The sequence below is a fragment of the Arcobacter thermotolerans genome (genome assembly GCF_983172305.1).
Map to the genome: position 1 here is coordinate 100214 of NZ_CFAFZJ010000003.1, position 15864 is coordinate 116077.

The 15864-nt window shown below is 28.8% G+C and carries 16 protein-coding genes and 1 tRNA gene; 4 read left to right on the forward strand and 13 right to left on the reverse strand.

All coding sequences use genetic code 11. The features are described 5' to 3' along the window. Nucleotides 1-4 precede the first annotated feature (4 nt). Genes AC5LG6_RS03510 through purB form a run of 4 tightly spaced genes read right to left on the reverse strand, consistent with a single transcriptional unit; the run spans nt 5 to nt 5802 of the window. Complete coding sequence (locus tag AC5LG6_RS03510; RefSeq protein WP_498585716.1) at nt 5-994, reverse strand: OmpA family protein; 990 nt, start codon at nt 992-994, stop codon at nt 5-7. A 27-nt stretch (nt 995-1021) separates the two neighbouring features. Continuing rightward, nucleotides 1022-2044, reverse strand: coding sequence for a ribonucleotide-diphosphate reductase subunit beta (locus AC5LG6_RS03515; protein ID WP_260878545.1), 1023 nt, complete (start codon nt 2042-2044; stop codon nt 1022-1024). 31 nt (nt 2045-2075) lie between these two features. Further along, the gene (locus tag AC5LG6_RS03520) at nt 2076-4460 is read right to left on the reverse strand and encodes a ribonucleoside-diphosphate reductase subunit alpha (RefSeq protein ID WP_187472880.1); all 2385 of its coding nucleotides are present in this window, start codon (nt 4458-4460) and stop codon (nt 2076-2078) included. A 13-nt stretch (nt 4461-4473) separates the two neighbouring features. Next, nucleotides 4474-5802: an adenylosuccinate lyase gene (gene purB, locus AC5LG6_RS03525; RefSeq protein WP_498585717.1), complete on the reverse strand. Its 1329-nt coding sequence runs from the start codon at nt 5800-5802 to the stop codon at nt 4474-4476. 101 nt (nt 5803-5903) lie between these two features. On the opposite strand from purB, the gene AC5LG6_RS03530 reads away from it, so the two are divergent. Next, nucleotides 5904-6806 carry an RluA family pseudouridine synthase gene (locus AC5LG6_RS03530; protein WP_498585718.1) on the forward strand — a complete coding sequence of 301 codons (903 nt, stop codon included), beginning with the start codon at nt 5904-5906 and terminating at the stop codon, nt 6804-6806. On the opposite strand, the gene AC5LG6_RS03535 is transcribed toward AC5LG6_RS03530, so the two are convergent. Then, nucleotides 6807-7118: a MerR family transcriptional regulator gene (locus tag AC5LG6_RS03535; protein WP_260898621.1), complete on the reverse strand. Its 312-nt coding sequence runs from the start codon at nt 7116-7118 to the stop codon at nt 6807-6809. A 117-nt stretch (nt 7119-7235) separates the two neighbouring features. Between AC5LG6_RS03535 and AC5LG6_RS03540 the strand changes: the two genes are divergently transcribed. Then, on the forward strand, nt 7236-8306 hold the full coding sequence (locus tag AC5LG6_RS03540) for an isochorismatase family protein (RefSeq protein ID WP_498585719.1): 1071 nt from the start codon (nt 7236-7238) through the stop codon (nt 8304-8306). A 6-nt stretch (nt 8307-8312) separates the two neighbouring features. On the opposite strand, the gene AC5LG6_RS03545 is transcribed toward AC5LG6_RS03540, so the two are convergent. The 8 genes from AC5LG6_RS03545 to AC5LG6_RS03580 form a co-directional block, all read right to left on the reverse strand. Next, nucleotides 8313-9575, reverse strand: a complete 1263-nt coding sequence (locus tag AC5LG6_RS03545; protein ID WP_066348027.1) for a homoserine dehydrogenase — start codon at nt 9573-9575, stop codon at nt 8313-8315. 11 nt (nt 9576-9586) lie between these two features. After that, complete coding sequence (locus tag AC5LG6_RS03550) at nt 9587-10798, reverse strand: LL-diaminopimelate aminotransferase (RefSeq protein WP_187471759.1); 1212 nt, start codon at nt 10796-10798, stop codon at nt 9587-9589. A 4-nt stretch (nt 10799-10802) separates the two neighbouring features. After that, nucleotides 10803-11609 (reverse strand): hypothetical protein, encoded by an 807-nt coding sequence (locus tag AC5LG6_RS03555; RefSeq protein WP_066360438.1) that lies wholly within the window; start codon nt 11607-11609, stop codon nt 10803-10805. 12 nt (nt 11610-11621) lie between these two features. Further along, entirely contained in the window at nt 11622-12311 is a 690-nt protein-coding gene (gene rlmB, locus AC5LG6_RS03560; protein ID WP_498585720.1) for a 23S rRNA (guanosine(2251)-2'-O)-methyltransferase RlmB, read from the reverse strand. A 15-nt stretch (nt 12312-12326) separates the two neighbouring features. Continuing rightward, nucleotides 12327-13148 carry a 16S rRNA (cytidine(1402)-2'-O)-methyltransferase gene (gene rsmI / locus AC5LG6_RS03565; protein ID WP_066153290.1) on the reverse strand — a complete coding sequence of 274 codons (822 nt, stop codon included), beginning with the start codon at nt 13146-13148 and terminating at the stop codon, nt 12327-12329. 9 nt (nt 13149-13157) lie between these two features. Continuing rightward, complete coding sequence (gene rpmE, locus AC5LG6_RS03570; RefSeq protein WP_066153287.1) at nt 13158-13361, reverse strand: 50S ribosomal protein L31; 204 nt, start codon at nt 13359-13361, stop codon at nt 13158-13160. An 80-nt stretch (nt 13362-13441) separates the two neighbouring features. Then, entirely contained in the window at nt 13442-14317 is an 876-nt protein-coding gene (gene miaA, locus AC5LG6_RS03575; RefSeq protein WP_434270065.1) for a tRNA (adenosine(37)-N6)-dimethylallyltransferase MiaA, read from the reverse strand. Between the two features lie 8 nt (nt 14318-14325). Then, entirely contained in the window at nt 14326-14532 is a 207-nt protein-coding gene (locus AC5LG6_RS03580; RefSeq protein ID WP_081560731.1) for a hypothetical protein, read from the reverse strand. 77 nt (nt 14533-14609) lie between these two features. Here AC5LG6_RS03580 and mqnP point away from each other — a divergent pair, with 77 nt between their 5' ends. Then, on the forward strand, nt 14610-15485 hold the full coding sequence (mqnP, locus tag AC5LG6_RS03585) for a menaquinone biosynthesis prenyltransferase MqnP (protein ID WP_498585721.1): 876 nt from the start codon (nt 14610-14612) through the stop codon (nt 15483-15485). Nucleotides 15486-15532: 47 nt separating this feature from the next. Next, nucleotides 15533-15609, forward strand: a tRNA-Arg gene (locus tag AC5LG6_RS03590). Nucleotides 15610-15864: the final 255 nt, after the last annotated feature.

Below are 15864 nucleotides of genomic sequence, written 5' to 3' on the forward strand. Positions count from 1 at the left end.
ATTATTAATCCCCTATAATAAATTCTACTCTTCTGTTTATTTCTGACAATCCATTTTCATCATCTTTTGCAATTGGTCTTTCATTTCCATATCCAACTGCTTTAATTCTATCTTTATCAACACCAAAGCTCTCTAAAATCTCTTTTACTCTATTTGCTCTATCTTGAGATATCTTTTTATTTAGCTCTTTATTTCCTCTTGAATCTGTGTGACCACCAACTTCTATAGTAAATTTAGGATTTTGTTTTAAAATATTACTAAGATTTTCTATAAGAACTTTTGATTTTTCTGTTGGTTCTGCACTTCGTCTTTCAAAAGAAATTTTATCTGTTATAAAAATATTATTAACAAGAGATTGTACATCATCTTTTGATAATATTTTCTCTTTTTGTTCATTATTTTTATCTATTTCTTCAAAATTCTCATTTTTTGTAACATTATCTTTATTTTCATCAACTATATGCTCTTTTTTTTCATAAATATTTGTTTGTATCTCATATTTATCTATTTTTGAGATAACAGTTGTTATTAAATTTTTATGGCTATTATCTTTTAGCTCACCTTCTAAGATTAATATATTTCCATCAAAACTTAATTTTGCACCATTTTCAAAGTTATCTTTTAAAAGTCCAGTAAGTTCTGAAATTTCTCTTAATAAATCTTTGCTAATCTCGCTATTTTCGACAATTTTAATATTTTGGATACTATTTATTTTTAGAAAGTCAAGAACTTGTTTTGCAACTTCATTGCTTGAAAATGTACCATCAAGAGATAAAAGATTGTTGTTTTTAGAAATTACAAATTCAGATGGTTTGTAACCAACTTTTTTGAAGAAATCTTTACCAAAAAACTGGAAAATACCATTTTTATCTTTTAGTTCTATATCCTCTTTTTTATTTGTAAAATAATCTTCGTAACTAAAAGTATATATAGAAACTATATTTAAAGATATAAATAAAATCAGTAAAATAAAAATCTTCATAAAAATTGACATTTTTGCCCCTATCTTTTGTGCTAAATTTTAGAAATCATCAAAATCTATACTACCTTTTGAGTAGTTTACTACATTTCCTTCAAAAAAGTTTGTTCTTTGGTCATTAAAGCTTGCATATCCATCTACCCAAGGAATAGGGTGTTTTACATTATACTCTGCTTTATATCCAACAGCTTCAAGTCTTCTATCTGCTAAATATTGAATATATTGTGTGATTATCGCATCTGTAAATCCTAGAATTTGACCTTGTGTTATGTAAGAACCCCAAGATGCTTCAAGTTCAACTGCTTTTCTAAACATAGATCTTACACTCTCTTCAAGTTCTGAAGTAAATAGCTCAGGTCTCTCTTTTCTAACACTATTTATCATATTTTGAAATAGTAAAAGATGTGTAACTTCATCTCTTTGAATAAATCTAATCATTTGTGAACTTCCAAGCATTTTACCACTTTTACCAAGTGCATAAATAGCTGCAAAACCTGCATAAAAATATAGACCTTCAAGAATTTGATTAGCAAATAGTGCTAAAAGAAGTTTTTCATCTGTTAATTCACCTTGAGATAAGTTTTTATAAACTTCTGCAATATAAGTATTTTTCTCCTTTAACTTTGCATCTGTTTTCCACATATCATAGATTAAATCTGTATTATCAGAGATTGATTCAACCATTACAGCATAAGATTTACTGTGATTTGCCTCTTCGTAAGATTGTCTACTTAGACAAGCATTTATTTCAGGCGCAGTTATATATGGATTTATATTATCCATTAAATTATTTGTTTGTAAGCTATCCATAAAAATCAATTGACTTAATACTAAATCATACATTCTTTTTTCAGCTGGTGTTAGATACTTATAATCTTTTGCATCCTGTGTCATTTGAACTTCTCTAGGAAACCAAGTATTTGCTTCCATAGTATCCCAAAGATTTAATGCCCATTGATATTTCATTTTAGTGAAGTTAATCATTCCATCACTATTTCCACCAAAAACTCTTCTATCGTTTAAAGACTCTTTTGAATTTGGGTTGTATATAATTTTTCTTTCCATCTATTTTCCTTTAAAAATGTAAATGGTGTCTTTATTGACAACCAGCACACTCCATACTTCTATCTTCTACATCATTTTTTGCTTCTGGACTTTGACTTCTTAAATAGTATGTTGATTTAAGACCTAGTTTCCAAGCTAAAGTATAAATTTCATGTAGATATTTTCCACTTGCTTTATCTAAACTCATAAAGATATTTGTACTTTGTCCTTGGTCAATCCATTTTTGTCTAATTGCTGCTGCTTTTACAACTTGAAGTTGATCTATTTCAAATGCAGGAGTGTAAAAAGACCAAGTATCTGGACTTAATTTTGGTGCTACTACTGGAATTAAACCACTCAAGTTCTCTTCAAACCATTTTCTTTTATAAACAGGCTCAATTGCTTGAGTTGTTCCAACTAAAATAGAGATAGACGATGTTGGAGCAATAGCCATTAGGTAACCATTTCTCATTCCATCTTTTTTAACTTTTTCTCTTAAAAAATCCCAGTCACAAGAGTTATCAAATAAATCTTTATTTACTATAGCGTTTACAGCTTGTGGAGTGTGATCATGAGGCATAATACCTTTGCTCCAATTTGAACCATCAAAAGTAGGGTAAGAACCTTTTTCTATTGCTAAATTTGAACTTGCTAAAATAGTATTATATGAAATATACTCCATAATCTCATCTATTTTCTTAAAGTGTTCATTGCTTCCCCAAGATATTTTATTATTTGCTAACATCTCAGCTTCACCCATAACACCAAGACCTATTGCTCTTGATTTTAGGTTAGTTGCTTTTACTTTTCTAAGTGGATAGAAGTTTAAATCAATTACATTATCAAGCATATTTACAGCTATTGGTACAACTCTTTTTATATCTTCACTTGTATTGATTCTTGATAAATTTATACTTGCAAGGTTACAAACAGCAGTATCTCCATCTATTTTTTGTTTTTCAACTATAAATATTTTTTTACCATTTATACTATCAAGTGCAGTTACCTTATTTGCTTTTTTTGTAATTCCACCATCAACTATTACTAAATCTTCCTCTTCAAAAGTTTTGATAGTACCATCTTCAAACTCTATTTTGATTTTATAGTGATTTGGGTTTGTATTTTGGAAAATCTCTGTACAAAGATTTGAACTTCTTATGTGTCCTACATGTTGATTTGGATTTGCCTTATTTGCACTATCTTTGAAACATAAAAATGGACTTCCACTTTCAAAATATGAAGTTAAAATCTTTTTCCATAAATCTTTTGCTTTTATTCTATTTTTTGTGATATTGTCATTGTTTTCATAAGCTATATATTTGGCAGTAAACTCTTCACCAAAATATTCACTTAAATCTTTTACTTCAACAGGATCAAATAGTGTCCAATGAGAATCCTCTAAAACTCTCTCCATAAATAAATCACTAATCCAAAGTGCTGGAAATAGATCATGAGCTCTTCTTCTTTCTTCTCCACTATTTTTCTTTAAATCAATAAAATCCATAATATCCATATGCCAAGGCTCAAGATATACAGCAATCGCACCTTTTCTTGTACCTAATTGATCAACAGCAATTGCTATATCATTTGTGATTTTTAAAAATGGAACTGTCCCACCAGCAGCACTTTTATGTCCATCAATAGAACCACCTAAACTTCTTATTTGGTTCCAATCCCAACCAATTCCACCACCATATTTAGATAATAGTGCCATCTCTTTGTAACCATCAAAGATACCTTCAATATTATCAGGACTTGAACCAATATAACAAGAGCTTAATTGATGTCTATTTGTTCTAGCATTACTTAATGTTGGAGTTGCAAGCATTACTTCAAATTTAGAGATAACATCATAAAACTCTTTTGCTTTTTCTTGTTTTTTCTCTTCGTTTTGAGCTAAAAACATAGCAATTGCCATAAACATTTGTTGTGGTAACTCTATTGGTTCACCCTTAGAGTTTTTAATTAAATATCTATCATATAGAGTTTTAATTCCTAAATAGTTAAATAAAAAGTCTCTACTTGGGTCAATATATGAGTTTAAATCATCTAAATCATAACCATTTGCTAAGTTTGGAATAATTCTTCCAGCTTCTATTCCAAAGTTAATGTACTCTTTTAAGTGTCTATATGCTTCACCTTTTACTCCATAAGTTGCAATTCCAACTCTATGGTATAAATCATATAAAAAAAGTCTAGCAGCAACAAAAGTCCAGTTTGGAACATCAATATCAATCTTTTCAACAGCTGTTTTTATCAAAGCATCTTGAATATCGCTTGAATTCATTCCATCAATAAATTTTATATGAGAGTCTAGTTCTAATTCACTTTGACTAACTCCTTCAAGACCTGCAGTTGCTTCTATAGTCATTTTTTGGATTTTTGTAATATCCAAAACCTCTTTTCTTCCATTTCTTTTTTGAATCATTATTGTCATTTAAAATCCCCTATTAATTAAAAACTCTGCTGAAAATCTTATCTACATTTTTAGTGTAATAATCAAAGTTAAAACACTCTCTTATTTTATCTTCGCTTAAAGATTTTCTTAATTCCTCATCAGCTAAAAGATATTGAAGATATAAAGACTCACCTTTTTCATTTGTAGTTGGTTTTCCTTTTTGAATCTCTTGCCAAACTTTCATAGCGTTTCTTTGTACTATTTTATATGCATCTTCTCTACTAACTCCTTGAAGTGGAAGTTCTAGTAAAACTCTTTGAGAAAATACAAGTCCACCAGTTAAATTTAGATTTTTCATCATATTTTCAGGCATAACTGTAAGATTTGCAATAACGCTATTCATTCTATGAAGCATAAAGTCTGTTGTAATAAATGCATCTGGTAACCAGAATCTCTCTGTTGAAGAGTGAGAAATATCTCTTTCGTGCCATAAAGCAACATTTTCTAAAGCTGGTGTTACATAAGCTCTAATTATTCTTGCAAGTCCAGTTATATTTTCAGTTAAAATAGGGTTTCTTTTGTGTGGCATAGCTGAACTTCCCTTTTGTCCAGCTGCAAAATACTCTTCAGCTTCATAAACTTCAGTTCTTTGAAGATGTCTAACTTGTACTGCAAATTTTTCAACACTAGAAGCAAGAAGTGCTAAAGAGGTAGCCAATCTTGCATATCTATCTCTATGAATTACTTGATTAGAACAAGGTTCAGGTTTAAGACCAAGCTCAGCCATTGCGTACTCTTCAAGCTCTAAAGGTGCATGAGCAAAATTTCCCATAGCTCCAGAAATTTGACCAACTGCAATAACCTCCATAGTCTCTTCAAGATTTTTTAGATGTCTTTTAACTTCGTCATACCAAACAGCTAAAGTAAGACCAAAAGTTATTGGCTCTCCATGAATACCGTGGCTTCTTCCAACCATAAGAGTATATTTATGTTCATTTGCTCTTTTTTTAATTGATTCCATAAGCATTTTCACATCTTCAATTATAATTTGTAAAGAGTCTCTCATTTGTAAAGCAACACCTGTATCAACTGCATCTGAAGATGTCATTCCATAATGAAACCATCTTGACTCTTCTCCTAAACTCTCACTTACACTTGTATTAAATGCTATTAAATCGTGTTTAGTAATAGCCTCTATCTCTTCAATTCTCTCAACTGAAAATTTTGCATTTTTTACTATTTTTTCGCAATCACTATCTGGTATAAGACCTAATTTATTCCAAGCTTTTACAGCTGCTTTTTCTACTTCCAACCAAGCTGCATATCTTGCTTCTTGTGTCCATTTTGAGCTCATCTCTTTTCTTGCGTATCTTTCTACCATAAATTACCCTTCTAATCGTATTTCTATATTTTTTATTATATTATTTTGTTAAAAATTAAGGGATATTGTATCCATTATGAACTTAAAATAGGAAGATAATTTTGCCGTTTACACTTAAAAAATTCAAAGCAATCAAAGATAAAAAAATTCAATTTTTTCTTGAAGATGATTTAGGATATAGCCCTAAAATCGCACAAAAACTAATAGGCAAAGGAAGAGTTTTTAGAAGTGATATGAGTGCTTTTAATCCAAGTGAAATCATTGATTGTGATGAGATTTCTATTGGAGTTTTTGAAGGAATTAGTAGAGGATTAAAACCTTTATTAGAATTTCAAGATTTTGCAATTTTTGATAAACCAACACATCTTATGGTTCATCCTATATCTAAAAACACTCCTTACTCTTTACTTGATGAAATAAGATATCACTTTGGAGAAAATGCAAATTTAATTCATAGAATTGATGCTGAAACAAGTGGTTTAGTAATAGTTGGAAAAAATAAAAAGAGTGAAATTGAGTTAAAAGATATGTTTCAAGAGAAAAAATACCATAAATCATATCTTGCAATTGTTTGTGGAAAAATAGATAAAGAGTTAAAAATAGATAAAAATATTGATAAAGAAGGTTTATTAATAGGTGTCAGAATGAAGGTTTGCTCTGAAAATGAGAATGGAAAAGAATCAACTACAATCATAAAACCAATAAAATATAACAAAGAAAAAGATTTGACACTCATTGAAGCAATTCCACTAACAGGAAGGCAACATCAAATAAGAGTCCATCTTCACTCAATTGGACATACAATTTTAGGAGACCCTATTTATGGTGTTGATGATGTAAATGCAGAAAATTATCTAAATAAAACTCTAAGCAAAGAGGATAGATTTAAGGTTACAGGTTCAAGTAGGCTTTGGCTTCATGCAAACTATTTGGAGTTTATTTATAAAAAGGTGACTTATAAAATATACTCAAAAAATCAAAATCTGAAAAATGAGTTTTTATAATTATAAATTCTCTTGTTTCTCTTGTAGTTTATTAAAAGCTACTTGTAGATTTTCAATTCTCTCTTCTACTTTTTTAGCTGAAGCTTCTAAAGTAAAACCTTCATCAATTAACTCTTTTATCAAAAGTATCTTTTTTATATTTAAATAGTCAAATTTTCTCGTTGTTCCATCTTTTTGGCAAGAAGATTGAATAATCCCTTTATCTTCCCAATATCTAAGCTTTCTTTGTGGTATTCCTGTAACTTCAGCAACATCACCGATAGTTACTAATAGTTTTGATACTAAATTTGGGTCAAATAAATCTTCAAACATTTTATCTCCTTAAATTGTAGAAAATTATACATATTTTGTAGTTAATCTACAATTAAGGTTAATTATTTGATAATTCCATGCATTAATTGTAACTAATTTACAAAAAAGGAAGATAAGATGACAAAAATATTTTTAACAACACTATTTTTAGTGTTAAATCTTTATTCAAAGGATATAAAAATGGAAGAGATTGATATATCAAATTCTGCATTGGTGCTAATTGAGTACCAAAATGAATGGCTAGATGAAAATTCTAAACTTTACAAGCTTATGAAAGATAAAAAGCAGTTTGAAGATTCTATAAAAAACTCAAAAGAGGCTTTGGAATATGCAAGAAAAATAGGTATGAAAGTTGTTCATATACCTTTAGTTTTAAGTGATGACTATAAAGAGTTTGGAAATGGGGAATATGGTTTAAGGGCAGTTATTCCTCAAGTTAAAACTTGGCAAGGAGAAAGTAAGAACTTTCATAATGATTTTGTACCAAAAGAAGATGAGTTTATTATTGCTGGAAGATTAGGTGCTAGTGGTTTTGCTGGTTCAAATTTAGATTCAATATTAAGAAATAATGGTATAAAAACTTTATATATGACGGGATTTGCTACAAATGTTTGTGTAGAATCAACTTTTAGAGAAGCACATGATAAAGGTTATACTTCAATTGTAATAGATGATGCAACAAGTAGTTTCACAAAAGAAGAAAAAGAGTTTTTTATCAAAAATATAGTTCATCATTTTGGAGCAAATATTTCTACAAAAGAGTTTATAAATTTGAAAATATCTATGGATAAAAAACATATTGTAAGTAGTTTTTATAAAGCTTTAGGTCAAAAAGATATAAATAAAGCTTTATCTTTGGTTGATGAAAATATAGATTATATAGCGGTAAAAGAAACTAGCCCTACTTTATCTGAACTATATGGAAAATATAGTAATAAAAAAGAGTTATTAGAGTTTTTTACTCATTTAAATGAATACTACAAAACTTTAGATTTTAAGATAGAAAGTATTGGAGAAAATAAAAATAGTGTATTTGTAAAAGGTTACCTAAAATATAAAATATTGAAAAATAAAGAGATTTATGAAACAGATTTTATGGCTTTGATAGATATTGAAGATAATTTGATTAAAAAGTATCAATTTTTTAAAGATACTGCACTGTTAGAGTATTTATATGAAAAAGAGTAGAAGAATTTAATCTTCTATTCTTATCATAGCAGGTTTTTTAAGAACTACTTGAGAGTGTTCAAGTTCATATATAGCTTTTAAAATATCTTTTTCAACACAAGTGTGAGTTGTTAAAAGTAGGTTTGCTTTTTCATCTTTTTTTGCTTTTTGCATCATATTTTCTATTGAGATAGAATTATCTCCAAAAACTTTTGCAACCTTTGCTAAAGTACCCGTTTTATCTGCAACTTCAAGTCTTAAATAATATTTTGTTTTAATTTCATCTTTTGGCATTAAAGTTGGTTTTACTCCTACTTGTTTTTCAAAACCAAGCATAGGTGAGCCTTTACCTTTTCTTGCAATATCAATAATATTTGCAATAACTGCGCTAGCTGTTGCATCTCCACCAGCTCCTGCTCCATAAAACATAGTTTCACCAACTTTATCTCCAACTACAGAGATTCCATTCATAACACCATCAACTTTTGCTATCATCTTGTCTTGAGGAATTAAAACAGGGTGAACTCTAAGCTCTATTTGATTATCTACTTTTTTTGCAATTCCTAGAAGTTTTATATTATATTCAAACTCTTTTGCAAACTCTATATCTGTTTTAGAGATATTTTGGATACCTTCAATTAAAATATCTTCTGGTTTTATATCAATTCCATATGCGATTGAACCTAGAATTAAAAGTTTATGAGCAGTGTCAAAACCTCCTACATCAAAAGTAGGATCAGCTTCTGCATAACCTAACTCTTGAGCTTCTTTTAAGATAATATCATACGCAATACCTTCATTTATCATTTTAGTAAGCATATAGTTACAAGTTCCATTCATAATCCCTTGAATAGACTTTATATTATTTGCGCTCAAACCATCTCTTAAAGCATTAATAATTGGAATTCCACCAGCAACTGCTGCTTCAAATTCAAAAGGTGAATCACCAGCAAGTTCTTGAAGCTCATATCTATGATATGCTAGTAGTGCTTTATTAGCAGTAACCACTGACTTACCATTTTCTAAAGCTCTTTTTACTATCTCATAAGGTTTTTCAATTCCACCCATAAGTTCAACAACTATATCAATACTATCATCTTCTAAAACTTTTGAAACATCATCAGTAAGCTCTATTTGCACATCTCTTTTTTTATTTAAATTTGAAACTACTCCAATAGTAGGAACAATTTCAACTCCAGCTCGAGCAGTTATAATATTTTTATTGTCTCGTAAAATATTTACAACACTTGTTCCAACTGTTCCTACTCCAATAATTCCAACTTTAAGCATGGTTATTTTTCCTATTCTAATGTTTTTAAATATCTTTTTATATTTTTTGCAGCTTGTCTAATTCTTTTTTCATTTTCAATCAAAGCAATTCTTACATACTGGTCACCATAATGTCCAAAACCAATTCCAGGACTAACTGCAACTTGAGCCTCTCTTAAAAGTTGTTTAGAAAACTCTAAACTTCCTAAGTGTCTAGCTTTTTCAGGTATTTTTGCCCAAATAAACATAGATGCATTTGGTTTATCCATAACCCAACCAGCTTCTGCAAATGCTTGAAGCATAACATCTCTTCTTTTTTCATATTTTGAAACTATCTCATCTACACAATCTTGTGGACCATCAAGAGCAACAGTTGCAGCAATCTGAATTGGAGCAAACATTCCATAATCAAGCCATGATTTTATTCTTTTTAAAGCACCTACAAGTTTTTCATTTCCAACAATAAAACCAACTCTCCATCCAGCCATATTGTATGATTTACTTAATGTAAAGCACTCAACAGCAACATCTAAAGCACCTTCAGCTTGGAAAATTGAAGGAGTTTTATAACCATCAAATGTAATATCAGCGTATGCAATATCAGAGATTATATAAAATCTCTCTTTTTTAGCCATAGCTACAAGTTTTGTATAAAACTCAGGAGTTACAGTTGCACAAGATGGATTGTGAGGAAAGTTTACAACTACATATTTTACTTTTGGAATTGACTCATCAATTGTTTTTTGAAGATTTTTAAAAAACAACTCTTCATCTACTTTAAACTCATTATCAAATACTAACTCAAATTTATGAATAGCTGCACCATTTAACATAAATGCGTATGAGTGAATTGGATAAGTAGGATCTGGAACAACAGCAACATCTCCAACATTTACAATAGCTTGAACTAAATGAACATAACCCTCTTTTGAACCCATTGTTGCACAAGCGTGTTTATCTGGGTCTAAGAAATCTACATTATATTTTCTTTTGTACCAGTTACAAATAGCAAGTCTTAATTTATATATTCCAATACTAGCACTATACCCATAGTTTTTTGGTTTACTAGCTGCATCTTTTAATTTATCAACAATATGTTTTGGAGTCTCTCCATCTGGATTTCCCATAGAAAAATCAATTACATCAACTCCAGCTCTTCTTGCTTCCATTTTAATAGCATTAACTTGCGCAAACACATAGTTTGGAAGTCTTTTCATTCTTTCAAATTCAATTTCGTCAAACATTTTATTACTCCTTAGTAATATTTAAACCATTTTTTATATTTGTTAAAGCATAAAAATCATCAATTTTTATAAATCTTGTATTTGTTGGAATATCAACTCTAAGATTTTTATGCAAACTCTCACTCTCAAAAACATCAATTACATTAAAACCATCATCATAAAAAATAATATTTGGGTACCAGTTATTTCCAATATTTGAATCAATTTTTATTGCATCTGTATTTGCAATCTCCAAAATATATGGCTTTATAGGTTTTTTTAATGACACACTAGCCTTTGTAACTAAATCTTCAGCTTTATAAATAGAAGATTTTTTTGAGTCAATATAATAACTCCATTTATTGTTACCCTCTTTTTTTATATCAACAACCCTACAATTTGTATTTTGTAGCTCTTGAGATAATCTAAGAGGGTTTATGGCGGCTGCTGTTTGTACTTTTATACTCCATTTTAGCTGATTTTCTGAGACACTTTGATTTATTGTTACAAAATTTTGAATACCTATCGCTTTTAAAATATCATTTATATTTTTAAAAGATTTTTTTGGGTCTGAATTAAATATAAAAGTTGCTTCAATAGTTTGAGTAGAACCTAAAGAAAGTTTTAAAAGATTGTTGTTTTGTAAAGTTTGAGAAATTTTTGCATAATCAAGACTACCATTTGTATAAAAATAGCTTTGATTTTTAAAAATAGTATTAATCAAATTTCTATGAGTATTGAAATCACTACTTCCTATTATTCCTAAAACAGCTTGATTGATATTTGCATTCAAGCTTACGCATAAAAATATTATAAGTAGTAGTTTTTTCATATATTTTCCTTTTTATCTTTTTAAATTGTATATTAAAATAGCAGCAGCTGAACTTACATTTAAAGAGTCAAATTCATGTTCCATTTTTATTGAAACTTTCAGGTCTAATTTTTTTGCAACTTTTGGACTAATCCCAGCACCTTCATTTCCTAAAATTATTGCAACCTTATCTGTTTTTTCTATTTTTCCATATTTTTTTAGATCAACTCCATCCATTGTTGCACCTATTAATGTGAAACCAGCATCTATAAGCTCACTTGCTAAATCTACACTTCTTGGATGAATTGCAAAAGGTAAATCAAGCAAAGCTCCAGCACTTGTTCTTATAGTTCCAGAGTTGCTTATAGTTTTTATATCAGCTGCAATCATTCCATCAACTCCTAAAGAGTAAGCAGTTCTTGCAATTGCTCCAATATTTCCTACATCTGTAAGACCATCTAAAACAACTATAAAATTCATATTTTTTATATCTTTTAGAGGTGTGTAAATATAATCACTAAGTTTCAAAATAAGACCTTGGTGATTTCCACCTTTTGCTAAAGCTTGAGCTTTTTGGTTATCAACTTTGTGAATTTTTTTATTTAGTTTTGCAAATCTTGAAAAAAGTTTACTATCAATCTCTTTTGATAAAAAAATCTCTTCTATTAAATCTTGGTGTTTTTCAAGAACATATAAAACTATCTGTTTTCCGTATACTATCATTTTTTCTCATTTAAATTAATTTTGGATTTTATCCAATAATTCTTGATAAATCTCTTTTACACTAGCACCTGTAAGCTTTGCTATTAACTTTGCTTTTATTTTTGGTGCAATATCAAGTGGTAAAATATCATCTAATTCAAGATTAAAACCAAATTTCTCTTTTGGTTCAACTACAACAACCCATTCACCTTTTATTTCAATACTCTTTAACTCTTCATATAGATTTTTTGCACTATTTTTATATGTTTTTTGATAAAACTTGCTTATCTCTTTTACTAAAAATATTGTTCTATCTGGCTCTTTTTTATTTAACTCTTCAAGAAGTTTTAAAAGCCGATGAGGTGATTCATATAAAATTCCAACTCTAGAACTATTTAAAACCTCTTCTAGTTTTGAAGCACGACTTACACCCTTGTGATCCAAAAAACCAAAAAATGTAAACTCTGTACTACTAAAACCACTCATAGCAAAAGCTGTTAAAATTGCATTTGCTCCAGGGATTACATCATAAGGAACTTCATTTTGTATGCACCAATCAACCAAAGATGCACCAGGGTCACTAATACAAGGCATGCCAGCATCACTACAATAAACAACATTTTTAGTAAAAGTATCTTTTGTTAAACTTTTTAATATCTCTTTTTCATTGTGAGAGTGAAAAGATTTGAACTCTTTTTGTGAAAAATCTAAAGAATATTTTTCAGCCAAAAGATTTAGAAGTTTTTTTGTGACTCTTGTATCTTCACAAAAAATTAGTTCCGCCTCCAATAGAGCCTCTAAAGACCTTTTTGAAATATCTTCAAGGTTTCCTATTGGTGTTGGAACTAAGCACAACATAGCAATAAACTATTTTGCCATATTATATTTAGCTTTGAATTTCTCAACTCTTCCAGCAGCATCAACTAATTTTTGCTCTCCTGTAAAGAATGGGTGACAATTTGAACAAATATCAACTCTTAAAGTTTCAGTAACTGATTTTGACTCAAAGCTATTTCCGCATGCACAAGAAACTTGACATACTTTGTAATCTGGATGAATATCTTTTTTCATTCCAATTTCCTTTTAAAATATTAAACGTCTAAAAAAAGAGCAAGTCTTTGCAGGTCCTTTAATAGACTTTTGAACGGCGATTATATCGAAAAATACTTAATAATCTCTGAATTTAAGCTAGGAATTATATTTGAAACTCTATTAGTAAATTGACCCTTATTAAAAGTATTTTGTCTTTTCGCAAGTTTTAAGGTATTTTGAATAATTTTATCTTCTAAACTTTTTTTATCAATTTTTCCATCAAGATACTCTAAAGTTTCTACTATTCCAATGCTACTCATACAATTTGGAGCTCTTGTATATTTTTTCTCTAAATATATAGTCTCATCTATAAGCCCAGATTTTATCATCTGTTTTGTTCGTAAAGAAATTCTATTTATTAACTCATCTTTTTCCCATAAAATTTCAAAAATTGGAAGGTTTGGAGAGAGAGCAATCTTTGGGTTTTTCAAAAAATATTGACTTGGAGTTAATCCACTTTGTTTATAAATCGAATATGCTTTTTCTACTCTATATTTATCATTTGGTTCAATTTTTTGCATATAATCTTTATCCAAACTATAAAGCAAATTATAAGCATCATTTAAACTCATATCTAAATTTGTATTTTCTTTTAAACCATCACTTATTCCATCAACCAAAGCTTTAAGATAAAAGCCTGTTCCACCTACTATTATTAAGTTTTTCATATTTTTTTCTGCATATTCTTTTGCATTTTTATACAAATTTAAAAACTCAATAACATCAAATTTTTCATTTGGAAAAACTTCATCTATCCCAAAATGTACTATATCACCTCTTTCTATTTTTGTTGGTTTTGCACTTGCAATATCTATCTCTTTATAGACACAAAGAGAGTCCAAAGATAAGATTATAGAGTTTGTTTTATTTGCTATTTCAATAGATAGTGCTGTTTTTCCTGAAGCAGTTGTTCCTATTATTGCTAATTCTTTCATTTTCTAATCTACTTTGCTTTTTGTTTTGTAGCTCCACACTGTTCAAGCTCTTTTATAATATCATTTATCTCTTTCTCTTTTTGTGCAAGTTGATCTAAAAGATTTGATATATCATCTTGATTTGAATTACTTATTGAGTCATCAATTTTTGTGCTACAAGCTGTAAAAATTATAGAAAAAAGGCTTAAAAGTATTAGAAACATATATTTTTTCATAATTAATTCCCGATTAAAATTTGATTGATTATAACCAAAAAGCATTAATTTACTCATTATTTGATAAAATCCAGCCCATGGAAAAATTAATAAAAAAAATAAAAGATTTTAGCGAATTAGTGATGTTTCAGCACTCTGTTTTTGCTTTACCATTTATATTTATAGCAATGGTTGTATCTTCAGCGCAAGTAAATCAAACTCCTTGGTTTGGATTTAAACTTCTGGTTTTAGGAACACTTTGTGCAGTATTTGCACGAAACTTTGCAATGGGTTTCAACCGTTTTATGGATAGAGATATAGATGCTTTAAATCCACGAACAAAAAATAGACCAAATGTAGATGGAAGAGTATCTCCTAAAGCTATGTTTATATTCTTTTTGACAAATGCTTTTGGATTTATTTTAGTAGCTTATTTTGTAAATGATTTGGCTTTGATTTTATCACTTCCTATTTTGGTAATTATTGGTTCATACTCATACTTTAAAAGGTTTTCATATTTAGCACATATTATTTTGGGAATCTCTTTGGCTCTTGCTCCTATTGCTGGGGTTGTTGCTGTTAGTGAAACTATTCCTTTATGGGTAATATTTTTAAGTATTGGAGTTATGTTTTGGGTTGCTGGGTTTGATTTACTTTACTCACTACAAGATATTGATGTAGATAAAAAACTAGGTCTTCACTCAATTCCTTCAAAATTTGGTGCAAAAAAAACAATGCTATTTTCAAAAGTTTTTCACTTTTTAACTGTCGCTTTTTGGCTTCTGTTTGTGATTTATGCATCTGGTTCATATTTTGCATATTTGGCAGTTATTATAAGTGCTTTGATGCTAAGTTATGAGCACTATTTAGTAAATAAAGATTTTAGAAAAATAGATAGAGCATTTTTTACTGTAAATGGATATTTAGGAATAGTTTTCTTCTTTTTAGTAGTTTTAGATAATATCTTCTTCTAAAATTTTTAAGCAAAATTAGGATAAACTTCAATCCTAATTTTTCAAGTGCGTCTGTAGTTCAACTGGATAGAATACTCGGTTTCGACCCGAGGGGTTGTGGGTTCGACTCCTACCAGGCGTACCATTTACTAATCTAAATCAATTTAAAACAATACATATAATCCATATAAAATCGCTAACTAAAAATAAAAATAGTCTAAAGTAATGCAAATTAATATAATAAAAATTGGGTTATAACTAAAAAATAGTATAAAAATAAAATTTTATAACCCAATTTATACTATTACTATAATCCTCGATATCATTATAAATAGAAGGATTCATTTTGATAAAAAATTTTTAACTATTATAAGAAAATTGATGAAAGCAAAAGATTTAA